Below are 15,431 nucleotides of genomic sequence, written 5' to 3' on the forward strand. Positions count from 1 at the left end.
GTGACCGAAGTATCGGAAGGTAGGGAACTCCACCTATGTGCGGTATCGCCGGCTGGATCTCGTATCAAGGAGAATTGGGTGCCGAGGGGCTTCGAACACGGCGCATCGTCGACGACATGACTCAGACGATGACGTGCCGCGGACCGGATGCGGGCGGCGTCTGGACGGATACGAACGCCGCGCTCGGACATCGACGCCTCGCGGTCATCGACATCGAGGGTGGCAAGCAGCCGATGCTTGTGGAACATCACGGGCACAGCCGACTGGTCATCACCTACAGCGGCGAGATATACAACCATCGCGAGCTGCGGGACGAACTGCGGGCCGCCGGACACACCTTCGCCACCTGCAGTGACACAGAGGTCGCCCTGCACGCCTACCTGGAGTGGGGCGAGGACTTCACCACCCGGCTGAACGGCATGTATGCCTTCGCCTTATGGGATTCCCGGTCCCAGCAGCTCCTGCTCGTACGCGATCGACTGGGTATCAAGCCGCTGTTCTACTGGCCGACCGACGACGGAGTGCTGTTCGGCTCGGAACCGAAGGCGATCTTCGCTCATCCCGATGCGCGTCCGGCGATCGGCGTCGAAGGCCTGGCCGAGTTGTTCACCCTCGCAAAAACCCCTGGCCATGCCATCTACCAGGGCATGTACGAAGTCAGGCCCGGCTATACGGTTCGAGTACGGCGCGAGGGTCTGACACCGCGCCGCTACTGGTCGTTGCAAGCCCAGGAGCACACCGACGACCTCCCGGCGACCATTGCCCGTGTGAGGGAGCTCCTCGACGATATCGTCGCCCGTCAGCTCGTCGCGGACGTGCCGCTCTGCACGCTCCTCTCGGGCGGCCTCGACTCCTCGGTCATCACCGCGCTGGCCGCGGGGGAACTCCGGAAAAACGGGCGTGGTCCGGTGCGCTCGTTCGCCCTCGACTTCGCCGGTCAGGCGAAGGACTTCCGCCCGGACAGCCTGCGGGGCACGCCCGACCGCCCCTACGCGCACGCGCTTGCACGGCATGTACACAGCGATCACACCGACCTTGTCCTGGACACTGCGGCCCTGGCCGACCGAGGTCACCGCGCCGCGGTACAGACCGCCCGAGATCTCCCCCTTGCCGTCGGCGAGGTCGACACCTCTCTCTACCTGTTGTTCCAGGCCATCAAGGAACGTTCCACCGTCGCCCTGTCCGGAGAGGGAGCCGACGAACTCTTCGGGGGCTATCGCTGGTTCCAAGACGGCACGGCGGCGATGTCCGACACCTTCCCCTGGGCAGAGATCTTCGGCAAGCGCGGATTTTCCGGAGACGGTGGCGGCGACATCACCAGACTCTCCCTGCTCCACCCGGAATTGCTGCGCCGGGTCGACCCGGAGGGGTACCTCGCAGACCGTTACCGAGAGGCGCTGACCGAGGTGCCGCGCCGACCGAAAGAGATGGGGCTGGAAAAGCGCATGCGGGAGATCAGCTACCTCCATCTCACCCGGCATCTGCAGTTCTGGCTCGACCGAAAGGACCGCATGAGCATGGCCACCGGGCTGGAGGTTAGAGTGCCCTACTGCGACCACCGGCTGGTGGAGTACGTCTTCAATGTGCCGTGGTCCCTTCAGACGTTCGACGGCCGGGAGAAGTCGCTCCTCCGTGCGGCGGCCGGACCGTTACTGCCGGATTCGGTCCTCCAACGGGTCAAGAGCCCGTACCCCGGCAGCCAGGATCCACGCTACTCCGACATGCTTCGTGTGCACATGCGCACGCTCCTTGCCGACAGGACCGCTCCCGTCCGCGATTTGCTGCACCTGCCCGGCGCGGAGACGGCGGCCCGGTCCTCCGGGGACGAATATCGCTACAGCATGGAGTTCGTGCTCGCATTGGAGAGTTGGCTGCGTGACTACGAGGTCGAGCTGAATCTCTGAGCATCGGCTGCGGCGCCGTAAGCCGCCCTCTCTCACGACACATTCGCGAAGAAACCGATCGAGGAGGCTCTTGTGACCCCTGAGATGCGCACTCCCCCGGCGCCAACGGGCAAGCCGCTCGCGCCGGCCGTCGAGGACATGAGCGCATGGATCATCGCCGGTGCCGTCGGATCCGACCCCGGCCGCTTCCGCCGCGCCACCGAGGGACGTACACCTGCCCAGGGGATCCAGGACGGCGTCGACGCGGAGCGGCTAGGCTTCCGTCGCGTATGGCTGTCGGAGCGATGGAACATCAAGCTTGCCGACGTGATACTCGCGGGCGTGGCGGCGCGCACGACGCGGCTCGGCATCGGGACGGGCGCCGTAGTCCCGACTACACGGCACCCGTGGGCCACTGCCGCTCTCGGAGCGACGATGCACGCGGCATTCGGTGAACGCTTCGTTCTCGGGCTCGGGCGTGGCGAGAAAGACGCCCTCGCGGGAATGGGTATCAAGGTTACCTCCTATGAGGCCTTGCGTGACTACATCCACATCTACAGGCGGCTCTGGGCAGGAGAGACAGTCCGTCACGACGGCCCGGCGGGCAGATTCGACCGCCTCCACTTCGCCCAGACCTACGAGGGGAAGCCACCGGAGATCTGGCTGGCGGGCATGGCCAAGCGCATGGGTGCCGAGCTCATCGCCGCGGCCTGCGACGGAGTTCTGCTGCCGCCGATGTATACGCCCGGGGCGACGCGGAAGGCGGTCGCGCGCATCCGCGCCGCATGTGAGCGCATCGGTCGGGATCCGGCCACCGTACGCGTGTGTGTTCCCGTGGTCACGGCGCCGGACATGGACGAAGTGGAGACGCTGTCGATCTCAGCCGGTCGACTGACGACCTATCTGCAGTTTCGCTACTACGGCGACATGCTCGCGGCCGAGAACGGCTGGGACCCCGGACCGGTCGAGCGACTGCGATGTCACGAACAGTTCAAGGGGCTGGAGCGCTCTGCTGATCACACGTTCCAGCGCCACGAGATGCTGGGGCCGGCAGCCCGTCTCCCACAGGAATGGATCACCGACTGTTCGGCGATCGGCAGTGTCGACGAGTGTGTCGCCTCCCTGCAGCGGTTCCTTGATGCGGGCGCGGACGAGGTGGCAACGTTCGGCTCGACTCCGATGCAGAACGCCGCGCTGATCGCTGCCTGGCGTGACCGGGACCGGACATGACCCGGGGCGAGCCGTCTGCGTACCCTGTTCGATCACTCTCCCCGGAGGGCCACCGAGCCGTGCATGCCCGATCGGGCCGGCCTGCGGTGGAATGGATCGCCGAGACACCCGAGGAGCTGACACCTGACTGGTTCACCCACATCCTGCATGCGAGCGGGACGCTCCAGCCCGGAACGAATGTCACCTCGGTCTCGGTCCACAGAATCGGGACCGGCCAGCTCAGCTCAGTGGCGCGCGCACTCCTGGAGTACGACCGTGTCACAGACGCCCCCGCCTCACTGGTGGTGAAGCAGCCCTCGCCCGACGCGAGCAGCCGCCGGGTGGGCGTGACCATGGGTGTCTATCGTTCGGAGATGCGCTTCTACGAGGAGATTGCGCCTACGGTCGGCCTGCCCACACCCACCCTCCACTGGGGGGCATTGGAGGAGGAGACAGGGCGCTTCACCCTTGTTCTCGATGATCTCTCGCCTGGGGCTGAGGCTGGCGACATGCTTTCCTACGCGACGACTGAACAGGTGTCATTGGCGATCGGCGAGCTAGTGGCACTGCAGGCCCCCAGGTGGGACGACATACGCCTGCGTCAGCTGCCTTGGCTCGGCGGTCTCGGCAGCATGCGCAAGTTGTTCGATGCGGTGCCGCTCGCGATCGGGAGGTTCGAAGAGCGCTTCGGAGAGCGGCTCGAACCGCGCGACATGGCCCTCATCAGAACCTTGGCACCACGGGCGACCGAAGCCTTCGGCGTCCTCTGGAAGCGACCCTTCGTCATCGCCCATGCCGATTACCGCCTGGACAACATGCTGTTCGGCAGGACGCCTTCGGTGCCTGCACTGACGGTCATCGACTGGCAGACCGCGTGCCTGGCACCGCCGGGCCTCGACGTCGCCGTCTTCCTGGCCTCAAGCGTGGACATCGAGACTCGCCGCGCGACCGAGCGAGAACTTCTCGAGTGCTACGTTGACAGGCTCGCGCAAGCTGGCGTGCGCCATTTCGGTTACGGCGAAGCCTGGAAGAGCTACCGCGCGGCTTCGCTTTCTCCCCTTCTCCTTTCCGTCTTCACGTCGGTCACTCTTGAGCGGACTGAACGCGGGGACGCCATGTGGACGCAACTGCTCCGAGGCGCCGCCCAACTCGTAGCCGACGTCGAAGCTGCACGTGTGCTGGACTGACCGGAGGTCCAGGATCACCCGGTTACCCAGGGCTTCGGCGTAGTCGGATGACATCCGGATTCTGACGTCCCGTCACGTTGGGCGGGGTCCGGTACGAAGCAGGCACGGAAGTCCGTAATCATGGAGTCCTCTACGCTCTGTGACCTTGGGGAGCCCGTGCCGGCCCGGCTGTCACCGACCCGGTTGCATTCGGCGAGCGTTCCGTCGAGCAGGACGTGATCGGGATCCGTTTCCCGCAGGACCCGCAGCAGCCCGGGCGCCCGGCGGGACAGATGGCCGACGACGGCGGCGACGTAGGCGTGGGCAGTGCCGACGGATATGCCGAAACCGGCGGCGATCTGCGCGAGCGTGTCGTGCCGGCGAAGGTAGACCAAGCCGACGAGGGCACGCTGGTGCGGCGGGAGCTTACAGCGGCGGTCACCCTCACGGGTGACGATGAGCATGGTTACCCACTCGACCAGGGCGTGCGGGAGGTCGAGTGCGGCAGGACAGGGAACCAACGAGGCTCCTGCGCTGATGAGTTGAGACGTCGAACACCTCTCTCAACGGCACAGGAGCCTCGTGCGTTGCGGGAGGCCGCCCCGTCACCCGGCCGGTGGCCACTCTGAAAACGCTCAGTGTTCCTTCGTAGTTCCACGTCACGTCGCGCGTGCGCTGGTTACTGGGCGGTGTCCCGTCCGATCGCGCGGAGGACATCGGCGAGCCAGACCAGGTGGTAGCTCACGGCTCGGTCCGGGTCGGCGAGTAGGTCTTCAAGGTGCTGCCATGACTCGGAGAGCTGCCCGATCGTAATCGTTCTCGGCTCATTGGGGACGTCATAGAGTTCGTCGCCCGGAACAGACCAGAAGTAGTCGCGTTCGAGCGCCACAGTGCTGCCGACTGACGCTTCGATGTGTCGCAGTGCCAGCTCGAAGGCGTGCCGGAGCTGGTCAAGCGGGATCTGCAGAGGTTCGCTGTCCATGCGCTCATCTTGTCGATCAGGGCCGTCGGGCCGAAGCGAGGAGTTCGGTACTGCCCTGGACCCGGCCAGGAGCGGGAACGACCACCGCGTGATCATCGTCGCGCCGTGCGCAAGGCCCGGGCGGTGCACGATCCGGGCAAGGTGCTGCTGGATGTGGCGCTCGCGGTGGCGCTGGGCGGGGACTGCCTAGCTGATGTCGCGATGCTGCGGGCCGAGCCGGCTGTGTCCGGGCCGGTCGCCTCCGACCCGACCGTCTCCCGGCTCGTCGACACCCTCGCCGCCGGCGGGATACGGGCCCTGACCGCCCTCCGCGCCGCAGTACGCGAATCGCTGGAGGCGAGCCTGCGACGTCTGAGAACCGATCGAGTGGACCTGTTGTGGGCCCGCGCTCCCGACTACGCGACGCCTATCGAAGAAATCAAGCGGTGTCTTCTGCGAGTGTGCGCCCCTGGTCACCCGCGCTTCCGGTCGCCGCACACCGCCCGGTCCAGCAGGCGGACCGCGGCCTCCGCCTGCTCGAGGAAGCGCTTCTCGTCACCGAAGCGCGTGGTGAAGACAGCGGCCGCAGCCGACACCCGGCCGTCGGGCGTGACGGCGGTCTCGGAGGCGGTGCCGAAGGACGTGCCGCCGTGGTACCAGATCCCGCCCCCACAGCCCTCGGCCGGGCGCCAGGCAAGGCCGAGCCCGTAGCGGGTCCTGCCGTCAGTGGCGTAGCCGGGCGCCGGGACGGTGGTGCGCATCTGCTCCAGCTGCTCCGGCGGCAGCAGCCGGCCGCCCATCAGGGCGCGCAGGAAGGTGTTCATGTCGCGGGTGGTGCTGATGATACCGCCGTCCGCGCCGCCGCCCACGGCCAGCGTGGTGTCGGTGAGGTCGTCCCGGCCGGGGAACTGCGTGTACCCGGCGGCCGTCGGCATCGGCACGTACGGCGAGGTATCCGGTATCAGCGTGCGGCGCAGCCCCAGCGGCTCGATGATCCGGTCGTGCACCTCCTGCGCCCAGGAGTTGCCAGTGGCCTTCTCGATGACCATCCCGAGCAGCACGTAGTTGGTGTTGGAGTACGCCCACTGCGTCTCGGCGCCCGGATCGTCCGCGTCCGGCAGCCAGCCGGGGGCGCGCTCCATCGCCACGGCGACCTGCTCCTCGGGGGTCTGCGAGCGGAACCGCTGTGCGTGGAAGCGCTCCGGCGTCAGCTCCGCCGGGCCCTCGAAGGCGATGTCCGTGTAATTGGCCAGGCCGCTGGTGTGCTGGAGCAGGTTGCGCACGGTGATGCGGCTGCCGTCGTTGCCGCTGCCGGTGACCACCCCGGGCAGCCACTGCTCGACGGTGTCGTCCAGGCTCAGCGTGCCCTCGCCGACGAGCTGGAGCGCGGCCACGGCCGTGAAGGTCTTGGTGTCGCTGCCGATGCGGTAGTAGGCGTCGAAGGGCACCCGGCCCCCGTCCTTCAGGCTCGCGGTGCCGGACCGAACCTGCGTCTCGCGCCCGGCCGCGTCCCGGGCGAGCACCGTCAGCCCGGTGGCTCCCGTGTCCCGTACCGCGTCCGCGTCCCACTGCAGCCGCGACCGCGCGTCCCCGCCGCCGGCGCCCATGGCCTCGGCCGTGGTGCCCGGCCCGAGAAGCGATGCGGTCCCGATTGCGGCGACCCCGGCCACGGCCAGCCCCGCACGCCACCGTCCGGACCGGCCCCACCGCGCACTCTTCAAGATCTCCATGGCCGGAACGCTACGGAGGGCCGGCGCCGCACACCATCCAGCTGGCTGCCCGGACGGGGGTGGTGCTGGCCCCCTACCACCCGGCGGCCACCGCCCTCCTTGCCACCCCCCTGCTGATTGTGCCGGTGAGAAGCAGCAACCCGTTATGGTGAGTTCTGAGAGGGCGTCGGCGAAGGCCCCATGAGCACGGCCGCCGATATCGCGCTGGTGCCCGCCGAGGACGATCTCGGCTAGCACCAGCCCGCTGTGCCGCTGGACCCGGCGGCCGCCGAGCGCCACGCGCTCATCGAGCGGTGGGCGCCCGGGTCTGCGGCTACTACGGCGGCAGCCAAACCGACGGAGACGTGCCGGCCAAGGGCTTCGTTCCGCATCCGAAGACGTACTTGCACCCGGAGTTCCTGTCCGCAGGAGCCCCTGCCGAATCCGGACTGCGCGGAGGTACGGCTCGGGCGGCCCTGCGAAAGCACGGTCACCGGCCGCATCGCCCAGGGCGCCGGCGCCGCCATGATCATGCCGGTAGGCCTGTCCCTGCTCACCAACGTCTACCCCGAGCACCTCAGAGGCCGAGCCACCGGACTGGCTCTGGGCATCGGCAACATCGCGACCGCTTGCGGCCCGTTCGTCGGCGGAGTCCTCACCGAAACCGTCTCCTGGCGCGCCGTCTTCTGGCTCAACGTCCCCCTGGCAGCCCTGGGCGCGCTGTGGACCTCACGCACCGGGGAGAGCGCAGCCCCCGACGCGACCCGGCCGGTGCACTGGCCGGGCCTGCTCACCGTAACGGGCGCGCTCGCCCTGCTCGCCACCCTGCTCGACCAGACCCAGCGGGACGCGCCGGCAGAGCAGCTGCTTCTCCCGTTCGCCTTCTGCGGCATGCTGCTGACGGTCTTCGCGCACATTGAGCGCCGGGCCCCGCATCCACTCATCGGGTTCGGGCTCTTCCACAACGGGCCCTACCTCATCCTCACGCTCACGGGGGCCGCCGCCAACACCGCCACCGTGATGTTCCTCCTCGTCGTCCCCCTCTCCCTCCAAGGCCAGTGGGAGTTCTCGCCCCTGGGTGCCGGCTGCGCCTTCCTCCTGCCCGCCGCCGCGATGGCCATCGCCGGCCCGCTCGCGGGCCGTGTCACCGCACGAGGCGCGGCACCGGCCATGGCGGCCTGCCTCGGCGGCGACGCCGTGGGCCTGCTCTGCCTCGTGCTCGCTGCCAGCCTGCCCACCTCTCCCACCGCGGCGGTGTTCTGCGGAGCAGCCCTCGGTGTGGCCAACGCCCTGACGCTCATCGCCACACAAGGTGCCGTCCGCCCGAAGCGGGCCGGGGAGGCGTCCGGCGTGACGAAGACCGTCATCACCGTCGCCGCCGGCTTCGGCGTGGCCCTAGCAGGCTCGGTGACCGGCGAAGGCCACGGCACGGCGGGCACCGAGCCAGCCGCAGACACGGCCCTGCTGACCACAGCACTCGGCTGCGCGGCAGCCTGCTCGGCACTGCTGCTGTGACGCGCCGGACCCACGCCCGCCCCGTCGTCCCCCGGGCGGCCCCGGAAGGGAGTCAGCCGCCGTGAGCAGACGTATCACCCGGCGCGTTGCGGTCCTGGCCGATGCCGAGGGCGCGATCGGCCAGGACATCGACGTCGGCTTCACCGCGGTGCGTGCCCACCAGCACGGGCCAGGAGACCACAAGGCTGGGCATGGAAGAGGTCGACGTGTCCGGGGCGCCACAGCCGCGGCGACTGGCGACGTTGCTTGGCCACCTCGGTGCACCTGACCACCGGGGCGGTCGACGACGCGCTGGACCTGCCGGAGGTCGCCTCCTGGGCCGGCACCGACCAGGCGATCACCTCGGGGACGGCGGCGAGGCCCGGCTCAAGGATCTGTGCAGGTGACGATCGCGGCGCTGCTGGGGACCATCCCCGCGGGTGCGGGGCCGATGAGTAGCCAAGGCTGCGCTGGTAGGCGGCGTAGGGACCATCCCCGCGGGTGCGGAGCCGACCAGCCCATCAGCCGCCGCGCCAGCGGCACGGCAGGACCATCCCCGCGGGTGCGGGGCCGACTTTTCTTGAGTCGTGAATCAACCACGATCGTAGGGACCATCCCCGCGGGTGCGGGGCCGACATCCATCGAGAGCACCGAGTGAGCACCACCGCAGGACCATCCCCGCGGGTGCGGGGCCGACTCCTGTGCAGTGGTGCGCATGGAAGGACGTCACGGACCATCCCCGCGGGTGCGGGGCCGACCAGTTGACGGATGCGGAGATGCCGCCGAAGCCCGGACCATCCCCGCGGGTGCGGGGCCGACTGCTGGAACCCGGCCGAGATCGTCTGGCTCGTCGGACCATCCCCGCGGGTGCGGGGCCGACGGTCGCCAAGATCACGCGCGACCAGGTGCGGGAGGACCATCCCCGCGGGTGCGGGGCCGACAGCCGTTCCACCAGCGGCCGAGTGAGCGGGTCTGGACCATCCCCGCGGGTGCGGGGCCGACCCGAGCGGGATCGTCGCCGCGGAGTCCTCCGTCGGACCATCCCCGCGGGTGCGGGGCCGACCGCTCCGTCCGCTCCGCGTCCACCCGAACCGCCGGACCATCCCCGCGGGTGCGGGGCCGACGCCATACCCCCTGATCCGACCAGGAGGAAGACCGGACCATTCCCGCGGGTGCGGGGCCGACACGCCGCGCGTCGTGGGCCAGGCCGGAGACCTCGGACCATCCCCGCGGGTGCGGGGCCGACTGACCGGCTCACCGTGGAATTCACCGGTTGCATGGACCATCCCCGCGGGTGCGGGGCCGACCTCGCAGAGCTGTTGGGGGTCGATGCCGGCCTCGGACCATCCCCGCGGGTGCGGGGCCGACGTCAGGCGCCTGGAGACCAAGACGTGGATCCTCGGACCATCCCCGTGGGTGCGGGGCCGACAGCAGGTCAGCCCGGCGGCCGGACCTCGACCAGGGACCATCCCCGCAGGTGCGGGGCCGACTAGAGTAGTCGGGGAGAGAGCTGCCCCGGGGTGGGACCATCCCCGCGGGTGCGGGGCGGACGGCCACCGGGCGATGAGCCGGTAGCCGGACACGGGACCATCCCCGCGGGTGCGGGGCCGACGAGCGCACGTCGCCCCCGGCCGGGACGACGTAGGGACCATCCCCGCGGGTGCGGGGCCGACCCGCCACTCGTCCACCAGGTACAGCCGCTGATCGGACCATCCCCGCGGGTGCGGGGCCGACTGTACGTGCGCGAAGAGGACCGCACGATGTGCAGGACCATCCCTGCGGGTGCGGGGCCGACCGGCGGATGGTGACGCGGGCGCCGTTGGTGTGGGGACCATCCCCGTGGGTGCGGGGCATCTTGTACTCGGCCTGTGCCACCAGTCGGCCGGACGGAAGGCTTCCGCAGATGCGGATGTACGTTTACGTCGGTACCGCTGCTCCGCTACGTTCGGAGAACCTCCGCGAGTAAGGGCTGCTATGTTCAGCCTTTCGGGTGCTACGTGCGAATGAGGATGAGACCGCACCCATAGGCGCGGGCGTGACCAATTCCGTTGGTGAGCGTGGTGACGAGTGTGCTGGGGTCGGTGACGGTAAGTTTTCCTTTCATCTCTGCTCGTGTGATGCGCAGTCCTTTGTGCGGACCGGAGCTGCTGATCGTGGGCAGCATGCGGACACTGAGGGCTTCGGAGTCTGTGTTGGCTCCGATGCGGGCGATGCCAGCTGGTCCGGTGTTGGGTTCTCCGTCGGGCTGGAGCCGTTTGAGGAACCACTGCTTGCTGTGTTCGGGCGTGGTGTGCGGGACGAGTCGGCCGCGAACTTTCTCGGAGGGGGGCTTTCGGGATGGGCGGCTGCGGGCGGGGTTCACCACGGTTCGGAAGCTAAAGGTGTCACCTGGCTGGATGGCCCGGTCCACGTTGATGGTCTGGGGTGCCGCTACAAGTGCACTACGGGGGATGCGCGTCCAGTCACCTGGTACGCGTGATTGGACGACGAGGACGAGGGTGTTGGTTTTGAGGTCAACGGTCCAAGTGGAGAGCACTCCCATCTGGGATCGTGCGGTCGGGTCGCCATCGGGTACCCAGCCGTAGAAGCCGCTCATAACAGTTCTGTGCATGTGGTGGGCGTCGATGAGGGCTTTAGCGGTGAAGGAGTGCTGCGCGTCAAGGGTAAGGACGCTGTGGATGGTGACGAGACGTGCGCTAGGGCTGGTCATGGGATCACGTCCCATTCGATGGTGGTGTCGGTGAGGGTGATGCGGGTGCGTGTTTCCCAGCGGGTGGTGTGAGCGCGCTGGTCCGGGTGGAAGGTGAGCGGTTGGTCATTTGTAGGGGTGGAGCCGGGGGTGGTGGGTGGGGTCTCGATCCAGGCCCATGGGCGGTCGGTGGTGGCTTCGGGGAGCAGGGCTGTGCGGGCCAGGACGGTTTCGATGGGGCCGTGGTGGACGCCGCCGCTGATGGTTCCTGAGGGGGGGCATGATTTCCGGCCGAGCCAGAGCAGGCGTTTGGGGTGTTCGAGTGCGTGGGCGATCTCTTTTAGCAGGCCGTGGTCGGGGTGCTGGAGGGCGGTGACAAATGCGGCGTCTGCCAGGTACCAGCGTTCAGTGATCAGTGCGGTGCGGGAGAGTTCGGCTGAGATGAGTGTCCCGGACAGCGGGTCGGTGGTGATTTTTTTCGGGGCGCCGTACCAATTGGTGAGATGGTGGTGTCCGAAGGAGGTCCCCGTGGCGGCATCGAGACTTGCACTGAGGGCGGCGGCGCGCCGGTGGTCGGTGATGATGTCTCTGGGGCGTACGGGGTAGGTGCCTGCTCCGACGGTGTGGTAATCGCGGATGGGAGTGCCGGGGCTGTCCGCTCGGACGCCGAACCGGATGTCGGCGAGGGGGCCGAGTGGTGTGGTGCGGTCGTGGCCGAGAGCGGCGGCGCACATGCCGATGACGGCGGACTTGGTCGGTCGGAGGTGGGTGTCGCGGCGGGAGAAGCGGGCGGTGGCGCCCCATGCCTGGAGGGGGGCGGCGAGCCGGCCGAGGAGAGTATGGGTCATGCGGTCAGTTCCTCGATAATTCCGGCTTCCTGGGCGGGAAGTTCTCCGGCTGTGTCGAGATCCTTGATGATCTTGTGGATGTCGAGGTCGTAAGTGAGGACACGGCCCTTCTCGATGTCGGGGCGGCGTGCGGTGACGAAGCGGTGGTGGTCCAGGAGCCGGCGGGCGGCAGCCTGGGCTGCGGGGCCGTCGACCGTTTCGTCGATGGGGTTCTGGAAGGCTGCGGCGTAGTTGAATGGCCTGTCGCCGGTGAAGGCGAGGACGAGGCCGGGGAGGGTGCCGGTGGAGGCGGTGGAGTTCTTCTTCGCCTCGGGGAAGGCGTCGATGAATGCGGTGACGAATTCTGCTTCGGCTGCTTGGGCTGCGGCTTCGGCGTCCTGTTCGTTCATGCCGGCGGCTCGGATGTTGGCCCGGATCTTCCTGCGGTCGAGGACGGCGTGACGGTAGAAGGTGCCGGTGATGAGGGACTGGTAGCCGGTCATGCCGGCGCCGGCGTCGTCGGCGGCGTCGAGGAAGTCCAGTGCGTTGGCCTTGCGCTGGAGTTTGGCGTCGTCGGCTGCGGCGTAGAAGTCGTCGATTTGCTCGGCCTCGTGGACGGTGAAGGCGTGTGCGCTTTGGATGGCGCCGTCGACGTTGGGTGAGTCGGCGATCTCGGCGAGGAACCGGCCGTAGAGGGCGATGTCGATCGCGTCCCGGGGGGCGAGGGCGGTGAGGACGGCGGCGCGGATCTCCTTCTGCAGCGGCGGCAGTTTCCCGTCGCCGTTGTCCTCCGCGGCTGGCTCAGCACCGTTGTCGTTGTTTGCCTGCTTCTTGCCCTTCTTGCTACTCGCGGCGGCTTCCTGGGTTGCCACGTAGTCCTTGGTCCACGCGGTGATCGCTTCGCGGTCGGTGTGGAGACGCTCCGCGATTTTCGTACCGGCGTCCTCGGGAGCGAACAGCAGCACTTTGGTGAGGTTCGCGACGGTCTTCTTGGCCGGGTCGCCGAACTTCAAGCCGACTGCCTCAAGGACGGCACGGGCGGTGGTGATGGCTTCTGCCTGGTCCCACCCGTGCGTGGCCTCGAGTGCGCGGGCGGTGATCAGCGCCCATTCGCGGGTGCGCATGCCCATGGTGTGGCCGGCGAGGGCTCCGACGCCTGCGTTGGCGCGGTTGCGGGTGTGGACGCGCTCGGAGCGCCGCCTGGCCTGGCTGGTGATCACGTGTCGTTCGGCGCCGCCGTAGACGAGAGTTTTGGGAGCGCCGTTCTCATCCCGGACGGGGAGTGCGGCGACGACTGTTTCGATCAGGTGCAGGGAGAGGTACTGGCGGCCGGTGAGAACGATGGGTGTGGTCACTTGGTCGTGCCTTTCGTGGTGTTCCTGACAGGGGTGTGGAAGTTGACGGCCCAGCTGTAGGGGACGGGGCGGCCTCGTTCGGTCCAGCGGTCGAGGTCGTCGATCAGCTGCCTCCAGGAGGGGGGAGGCTGGTCACAGGAGCGCAGCCGTGTGACGGCGTGCTGGAGGTGGCGCCAGGGGATGCGGCGGCTGGAGACGATGCGGTCGGCCAGGCGGGTGGCGCCGGGGTCGTTGGGGCCGCGCCCGGCGGGGCTGCCGATCTTGCGCATGGCGGTGCCCAGGCTGCCGTATCCGTAGGAGGGGTGGATGGCGCCCCGGTGGTAGACGGCGAAGAGGAATGCGACCTGCTCGAACACTTCCCGCTGTTTGGGAGCGTCGGCGGGGGCGTGGGCGGCGGCCAGGATGTGTGTGGTGGTCCTGGCGCGGGGCCTGCGCAGGTCGGCCAGCTGCCCGTACTGGCGTGTGCGGACGAGGTTGGTCAGCCAAGTGGCCAGTTCCGCGCTCGGGGTCTTTGTGGGTTGTTCGGGCGGTTTGTTGGTGGCGGTGTCGGTGGTGGTGCTGGAGGTGTTCATGAGGGGAGGGCCTCCTTCACGTAGTCGGGGGCTTTGCCGCTGGTGAGTTCGTCGGTGAAGCGTGCGCGGGTTTCCGCGCGGGCCTGGTAGCCGCGGGCGTTGGGAGGGAGAGAATCGAGGCGGCGGGTGAGGAACTCGGTGGCGGACGCGGTGATGGTGGCCGCGTACTCGGCGAGCGCGCCGGGCAGGTCCTCGCCGTCGGCGGCGGCTTCCAGGAGGGTGTGGAACGGCTGGGCGGTGGCGGCCCAGTGTTCACCGCGGGCGTCGAAGCGGGCGATCTGGCTGGCCTTGTCGGCCGGTTTGGGGTTGGGGTAGGCGATGGTCCAGGCGGTGTATGCCGCTTTGCCGAGGCAGGCGGCGATGTATTCGGCGATCTGTGAGCCGGTGGAGGCCGCGTGCCGCAGGTCGGCCTGGCGTCCGGGGACGAAGGGGAAGCTGTCGGAGATCCAGGAGATGGCGGTGGTCTGCTTGGAGATGAGTCCGACGGCCCACAGGTTGATGTGCCGTGCGGGCAGCAGCGCGAGGCGGCCGTACAGGTCGGTGTCTTTCTCGCGTTCGGCGACGGCCGCGTACAGGGCGTGGGCTTCTCGCCACAGGGCGCGGGCCGCTGACGGCCACACGGGCTTGAGGGTTCCCGAGGCGGTCTTGGCGTAGACGGCGTCTTGCATGTAGCGGTCGGGAAGCGGGGCCAGGAGCTCGCCGGCGCCCATCAGGACCCGGTCGACGGCCGGTTCCCCGCCGGGGCCGGTGACCGGGCGCATGAGGATGGACCGGCCCAGGACGCTGTGGAGGTCGGCGGGGCCGTCGACATGCCGTCCGGCGGGCTTGGTGGTGAACCCGCGGCGGGGCCGGCCGTCGGTCCAGGTGAGGTTGAGGGTGCCGGGCCCGTCGGCTGAGGGCGTGAGGTTGAGGCGGAGGGTGTCGCCGAGGGTGTCGCCGAGCGCGATGACGCGGATGCGGGCACTGAGCCGGCCGAGGGCGAGGTTGGTGATGGTCGGGCCGAGGGTCTCCTTGCCGGAGATCCTGGCGCGGCCGCCGGTGCCGTACAGGTGCTGAGCGAGCATGGCCCGGAATGCCGCGGGGGCCGGCAGGGGGGCTGGGTGCTCGAGGTGGTGGTGGTCGAAGAACTGGTTGTAGTCCCCCACATGTTCGATGACCAGCTGTGCTGGCCCGGCTCCGTGCTCGTCCAGGTAGGGGGCTAGCTGGGCGTTTTGGCCCAGTGGCCTGGTGGGGTGGAACAGGTCCCAGTCGTCGTCGGGCTGTTGCGCGAGCCACTGGGCGGCCGGGGTGAGGGGCTGGCTGCTGTGGACCCACCGGCGCCATTCGCGGGCGCTGGCCGGGTAGGTGCCCGAGGCGTAGCAGATCCCCAGCAGGTTCTCGAGGACAGCGATGGTCTCACCAGGGGTGGATCCGGTGATCGCCCGGTAGGTGTCGGCGTTCTTCAGGGCCTCGATGAGGCTGGCTGGTTCTGGTTTCCCGGCCATTGTCAGTGCCTGGGTGCATGCTTCCCGCCGTGGGTCCCAACGGGGCCGGGATGCCGCGCCGGCGACGGTGTGTGGTTCGGCC

12 protein-coding genes, 2 pseudogenes and 1 CRISPR repeat array are annotated in these 15,431 nt (G+C 68.9%); of the genes and pseudogenes, 5 read left to right on the plus strand and 9 right to left on the minus strand.

Annotated features, from left to right (window positions below):
- Positions 1–35: 35 nt before the first annotated feature.
- The 3 genes from asnB (at position 36) to V1J52_RS24455 (ending at position 4,279) form a co-directional block, all read left to right on the plus strand.
- Complete coding sequence (gene asnB, locus V1J52_RS24445) at positions 36–1,904, plus strand: asparagine synthase (glutamine-hydrolyzing) (RefSeq protein WP_330142133.1); 1,869 nt, start codon at positions 36–38, stop codon at positions 1,902–1,904.
- A gap of 72 nt (positions 1,905–1,976) precedes the next feature.
- Complete coding sequence (locus V1J52_RS24450; RefSeq protein WP_330142134.1) at positions 1,977–3,113, plus strand: TIGR03857 family LLM class F420-dependent oxidoreductase; 1,137 nt, start codon at positions 1,977–1,979, stop codon at positions 3,111–3,113.
- Between the two features lie 86 nt (positions 3,114–3,199).
- Positions 3,200–4,279 (plus strand): phosphotransferase family protein, encoded by a 1,080-nt coding sequence (locus tag V1J52_RS24455; protein WP_330142135.1) that lies wholly within the window; start codon positions 3,200–3,202, stop codon positions 4,277–4,279.
- A 110-nt stretch (positions 4,280–4,389) separates the two neighbouring features.
- Here the strand turns inward: V1J52_RS24455 and V1J52_RS24460 are convergent.
- A pseudogene (locus V1J52_RS24460) lies at positions 4,390–4,779 on the minus strand (helix-turn-helix domain-containing protein); the annotation flags it as partial.
- Positions 4,780–4,937: 158 nt separating this feature from the next.
- Complete coding sequence (locus tag V1J52_RS24465; protein WP_330142136.1) at positions 4,938–5,240, minus strand: hypothetical protein; 303 nt, start codon at positions 5,238–5,240, stop codon at positions 4,938–4,940.
- Between the two features lie 108 nt (positions 5,241–5,348).
- Here V1J52_RS24465 and V1J52_RS24470 point away from each other — a divergent pair.
- Positions 5,349–5,660, plus strand: a pseudogene (locus tag V1J52_RS24470) (aldo/keto reductase); the annotation flags it as partial.
- A gap of 32 nt (positions 5,661–5,692) precedes the next feature.
- On the opposite strand, the gene V1J52_RS24475 reads toward V1J52_RS24470, so the two are convergent.
- Positions 5,693–6,949 carry a serine hydrolase domain-containing protein gene (locus tag V1J52_RS24475; protein ID WP_330142137.1) on the minus strand — a complete coding sequence of 419 codons (1,257 nt, stop codon included), beginning with the start codon at positions 6,947–6,949 and terminating at the stop codon, positions 5,693–5,695.
- Between the two features lie 246 nt (positions 6,950–7,195).
- On the opposite strand from V1J52_RS24475, the gene V1J52_RS24480 reads away from it, so the two are divergent.
- Entirely contained in the window at positions 7,196–8,443 is a 1,248-nt protein-coding gene (locus V1J52_RS24480; RefSeq protein ID WP_330142138.1) for an MFS transporter, read from the plus strand.
- A 52-nt stretch (positions 8,444–8,495) separates the two neighbouring features.
- Here V1J52_RS24480 and V1J52_RS24485 read toward each other — a convergent pair whose 3' ends face one another.
- The 6 genes from V1J52_RS24485 to V1J52_RS24510 form a co-directional block, all read right to left on the minus strand.
- Positions 8,496–8,636, minus strand: a complete 141-nt coding sequence (locus tag V1J52_RS24485; protein ID WP_330142139.1) for a hypothetical protein — start codon at positions 8,634–8,636, stop codon at positions 8,496–8,498.
- 211 nt (positions 8,637–8,847) lie between these two features.
- A CRISPR array of direct repeats spans positions 8,848–10,278; the repeat unit is 28 nt; unit sequence GGACCATCCCCGCGGGTGCGGGGCCGAC.
- A 137-nt stretch (positions 10,279–10,415) separates the two neighbouring features.
- Complete coding sequence (locus tag V1J52_RS24490) at positions 10,416–11,132, minus strand: type I-E CRISPR-associated protein Cas6/Cse3/CasE (RefSeq protein WP_330142140.1); 717 nt, start codon at positions 11,130–11,132, stop codon at positions 10,416–10,418.
- Positions 11,129–11,959 carry a type I-E CRISPR-associated protein Cas5/CasD gene (cas5e, locus tag V1J52_RS24495; protein WP_330142141.1) on the minus strand — a complete coding sequence of 277 codons (831 nt, stop codon included), beginning with the start codon at positions 11,957–11,959 and terminating at the stop codon, positions 11,129–11,131. Before cas5e ends, V1J52_RS24490 begins: the two co-directional genes overlap by 4 nt.
- Complete coding sequence (locus V1J52_RS24500) at positions 11,956–13,293, minus strand: type I-E CRISPR-associated protein Cas7/Cse4/CasC (protein WP_330142142.1); 1,338 nt, start codon at positions 13,291–13,293, stop codon at positions 11,956–11,958. Before V1J52_RS24500 ends, cas5e begins: the two co-directional genes overlap by 4 nt.
- The gene (gene casB, locus V1J52_RS24505; protein WP_330142143.1) at positions 13,290–13,865 is read right to left on the minus strand and encodes a type I-E CRISPR-associated protein Cse2/CasB; all 576 of its coding nucleotides are present in this window, start codon (positions 13,863–13,865) and stop codon (positions 13,290–13,292) included. Before casB ends, V1J52_RS24500 begins: the two co-directional genes overlap by 4 nt.
- On the minus strand, positions 13,862–15,349 hold the full coding sequence (locus V1J52_RS24510; protein WP_330142144.1) for a type I-E CRISPR-associated protein Cse1/CasA: 1,488 nt from the start codon (positions 15,347–15,349) through the stop codon (positions 13,862–13,864). The genes casB and V1J52_RS24510 overlap by 4 nt, the downstream gene beginning before the upstream one ends.
- Between the last annotated feature and the right edge of the window lie 82 nt (positions 15,350–15,431).

This window comes from Streptomyces solitudinis (assembly GCF_036323765.1).
Taxonomy (GTDB): Bacteria; Actinomycetota; Actinomycetes; order Streptomycetales; family Streptomycetaceae; genus Streptomyces.

Coding starts and splice junctions, on each gene's coding strand:
- asnB (WP_330142133.1), top strand. CDS start 36: ATGTGCGGTATCGCCGGCTGGATCTCGTATCAAGGAGAATTGGGTGCC.
- V1J52_RS24465 (WP_330142136.1), bottom strand. CDS start 5,240: ATGGACAGCGAACCTCTGCAGATCCCGCTTGACCAGCTCCGGCACGCC.
- V1J52_RS24475 (WP_330142137.1), bottom strand. CDS start 6,949: ATGGAGATCTTGAAGAGTGCGCGGTGGGGCCGGTCCGGACGGTGGCGT.
- V1J52_RS24485 (WP_330142139.1), bottom strand. CDS start 8,636: ATGCCCAGCCTTGTGGTCTCCTGGCCCGTGCTGGTGGGCACGCACCGC.
- V1J52_RS24490 (WP_330142140.1), bottom strand. CDS start 11,132: ATGACCAGCCCTAGCGCACGTCTCGTCACCATCCACAGCGTCCTTACC.
- cas5e (WP_330142141.1), bottom strand. CDS start 11,959: ATGACCCATACTCTCCTCGGCCGGCTCGCCGCCCCCCTCCAGGCATGG.
- casB (WP_330142143.1), bottom strand. CDS start 13,865: ATGAACACCTCCAGCACCACCACCGACACCGCCACCAACAAACCGCCC.
- V1J52_RS24510 (WP_330142144.1), bottom strand. CDS start 15,349: ATGGCCGGGAAACCAGAACCAGCCAGCCTCATCGAGGCCCTGAAGAAC.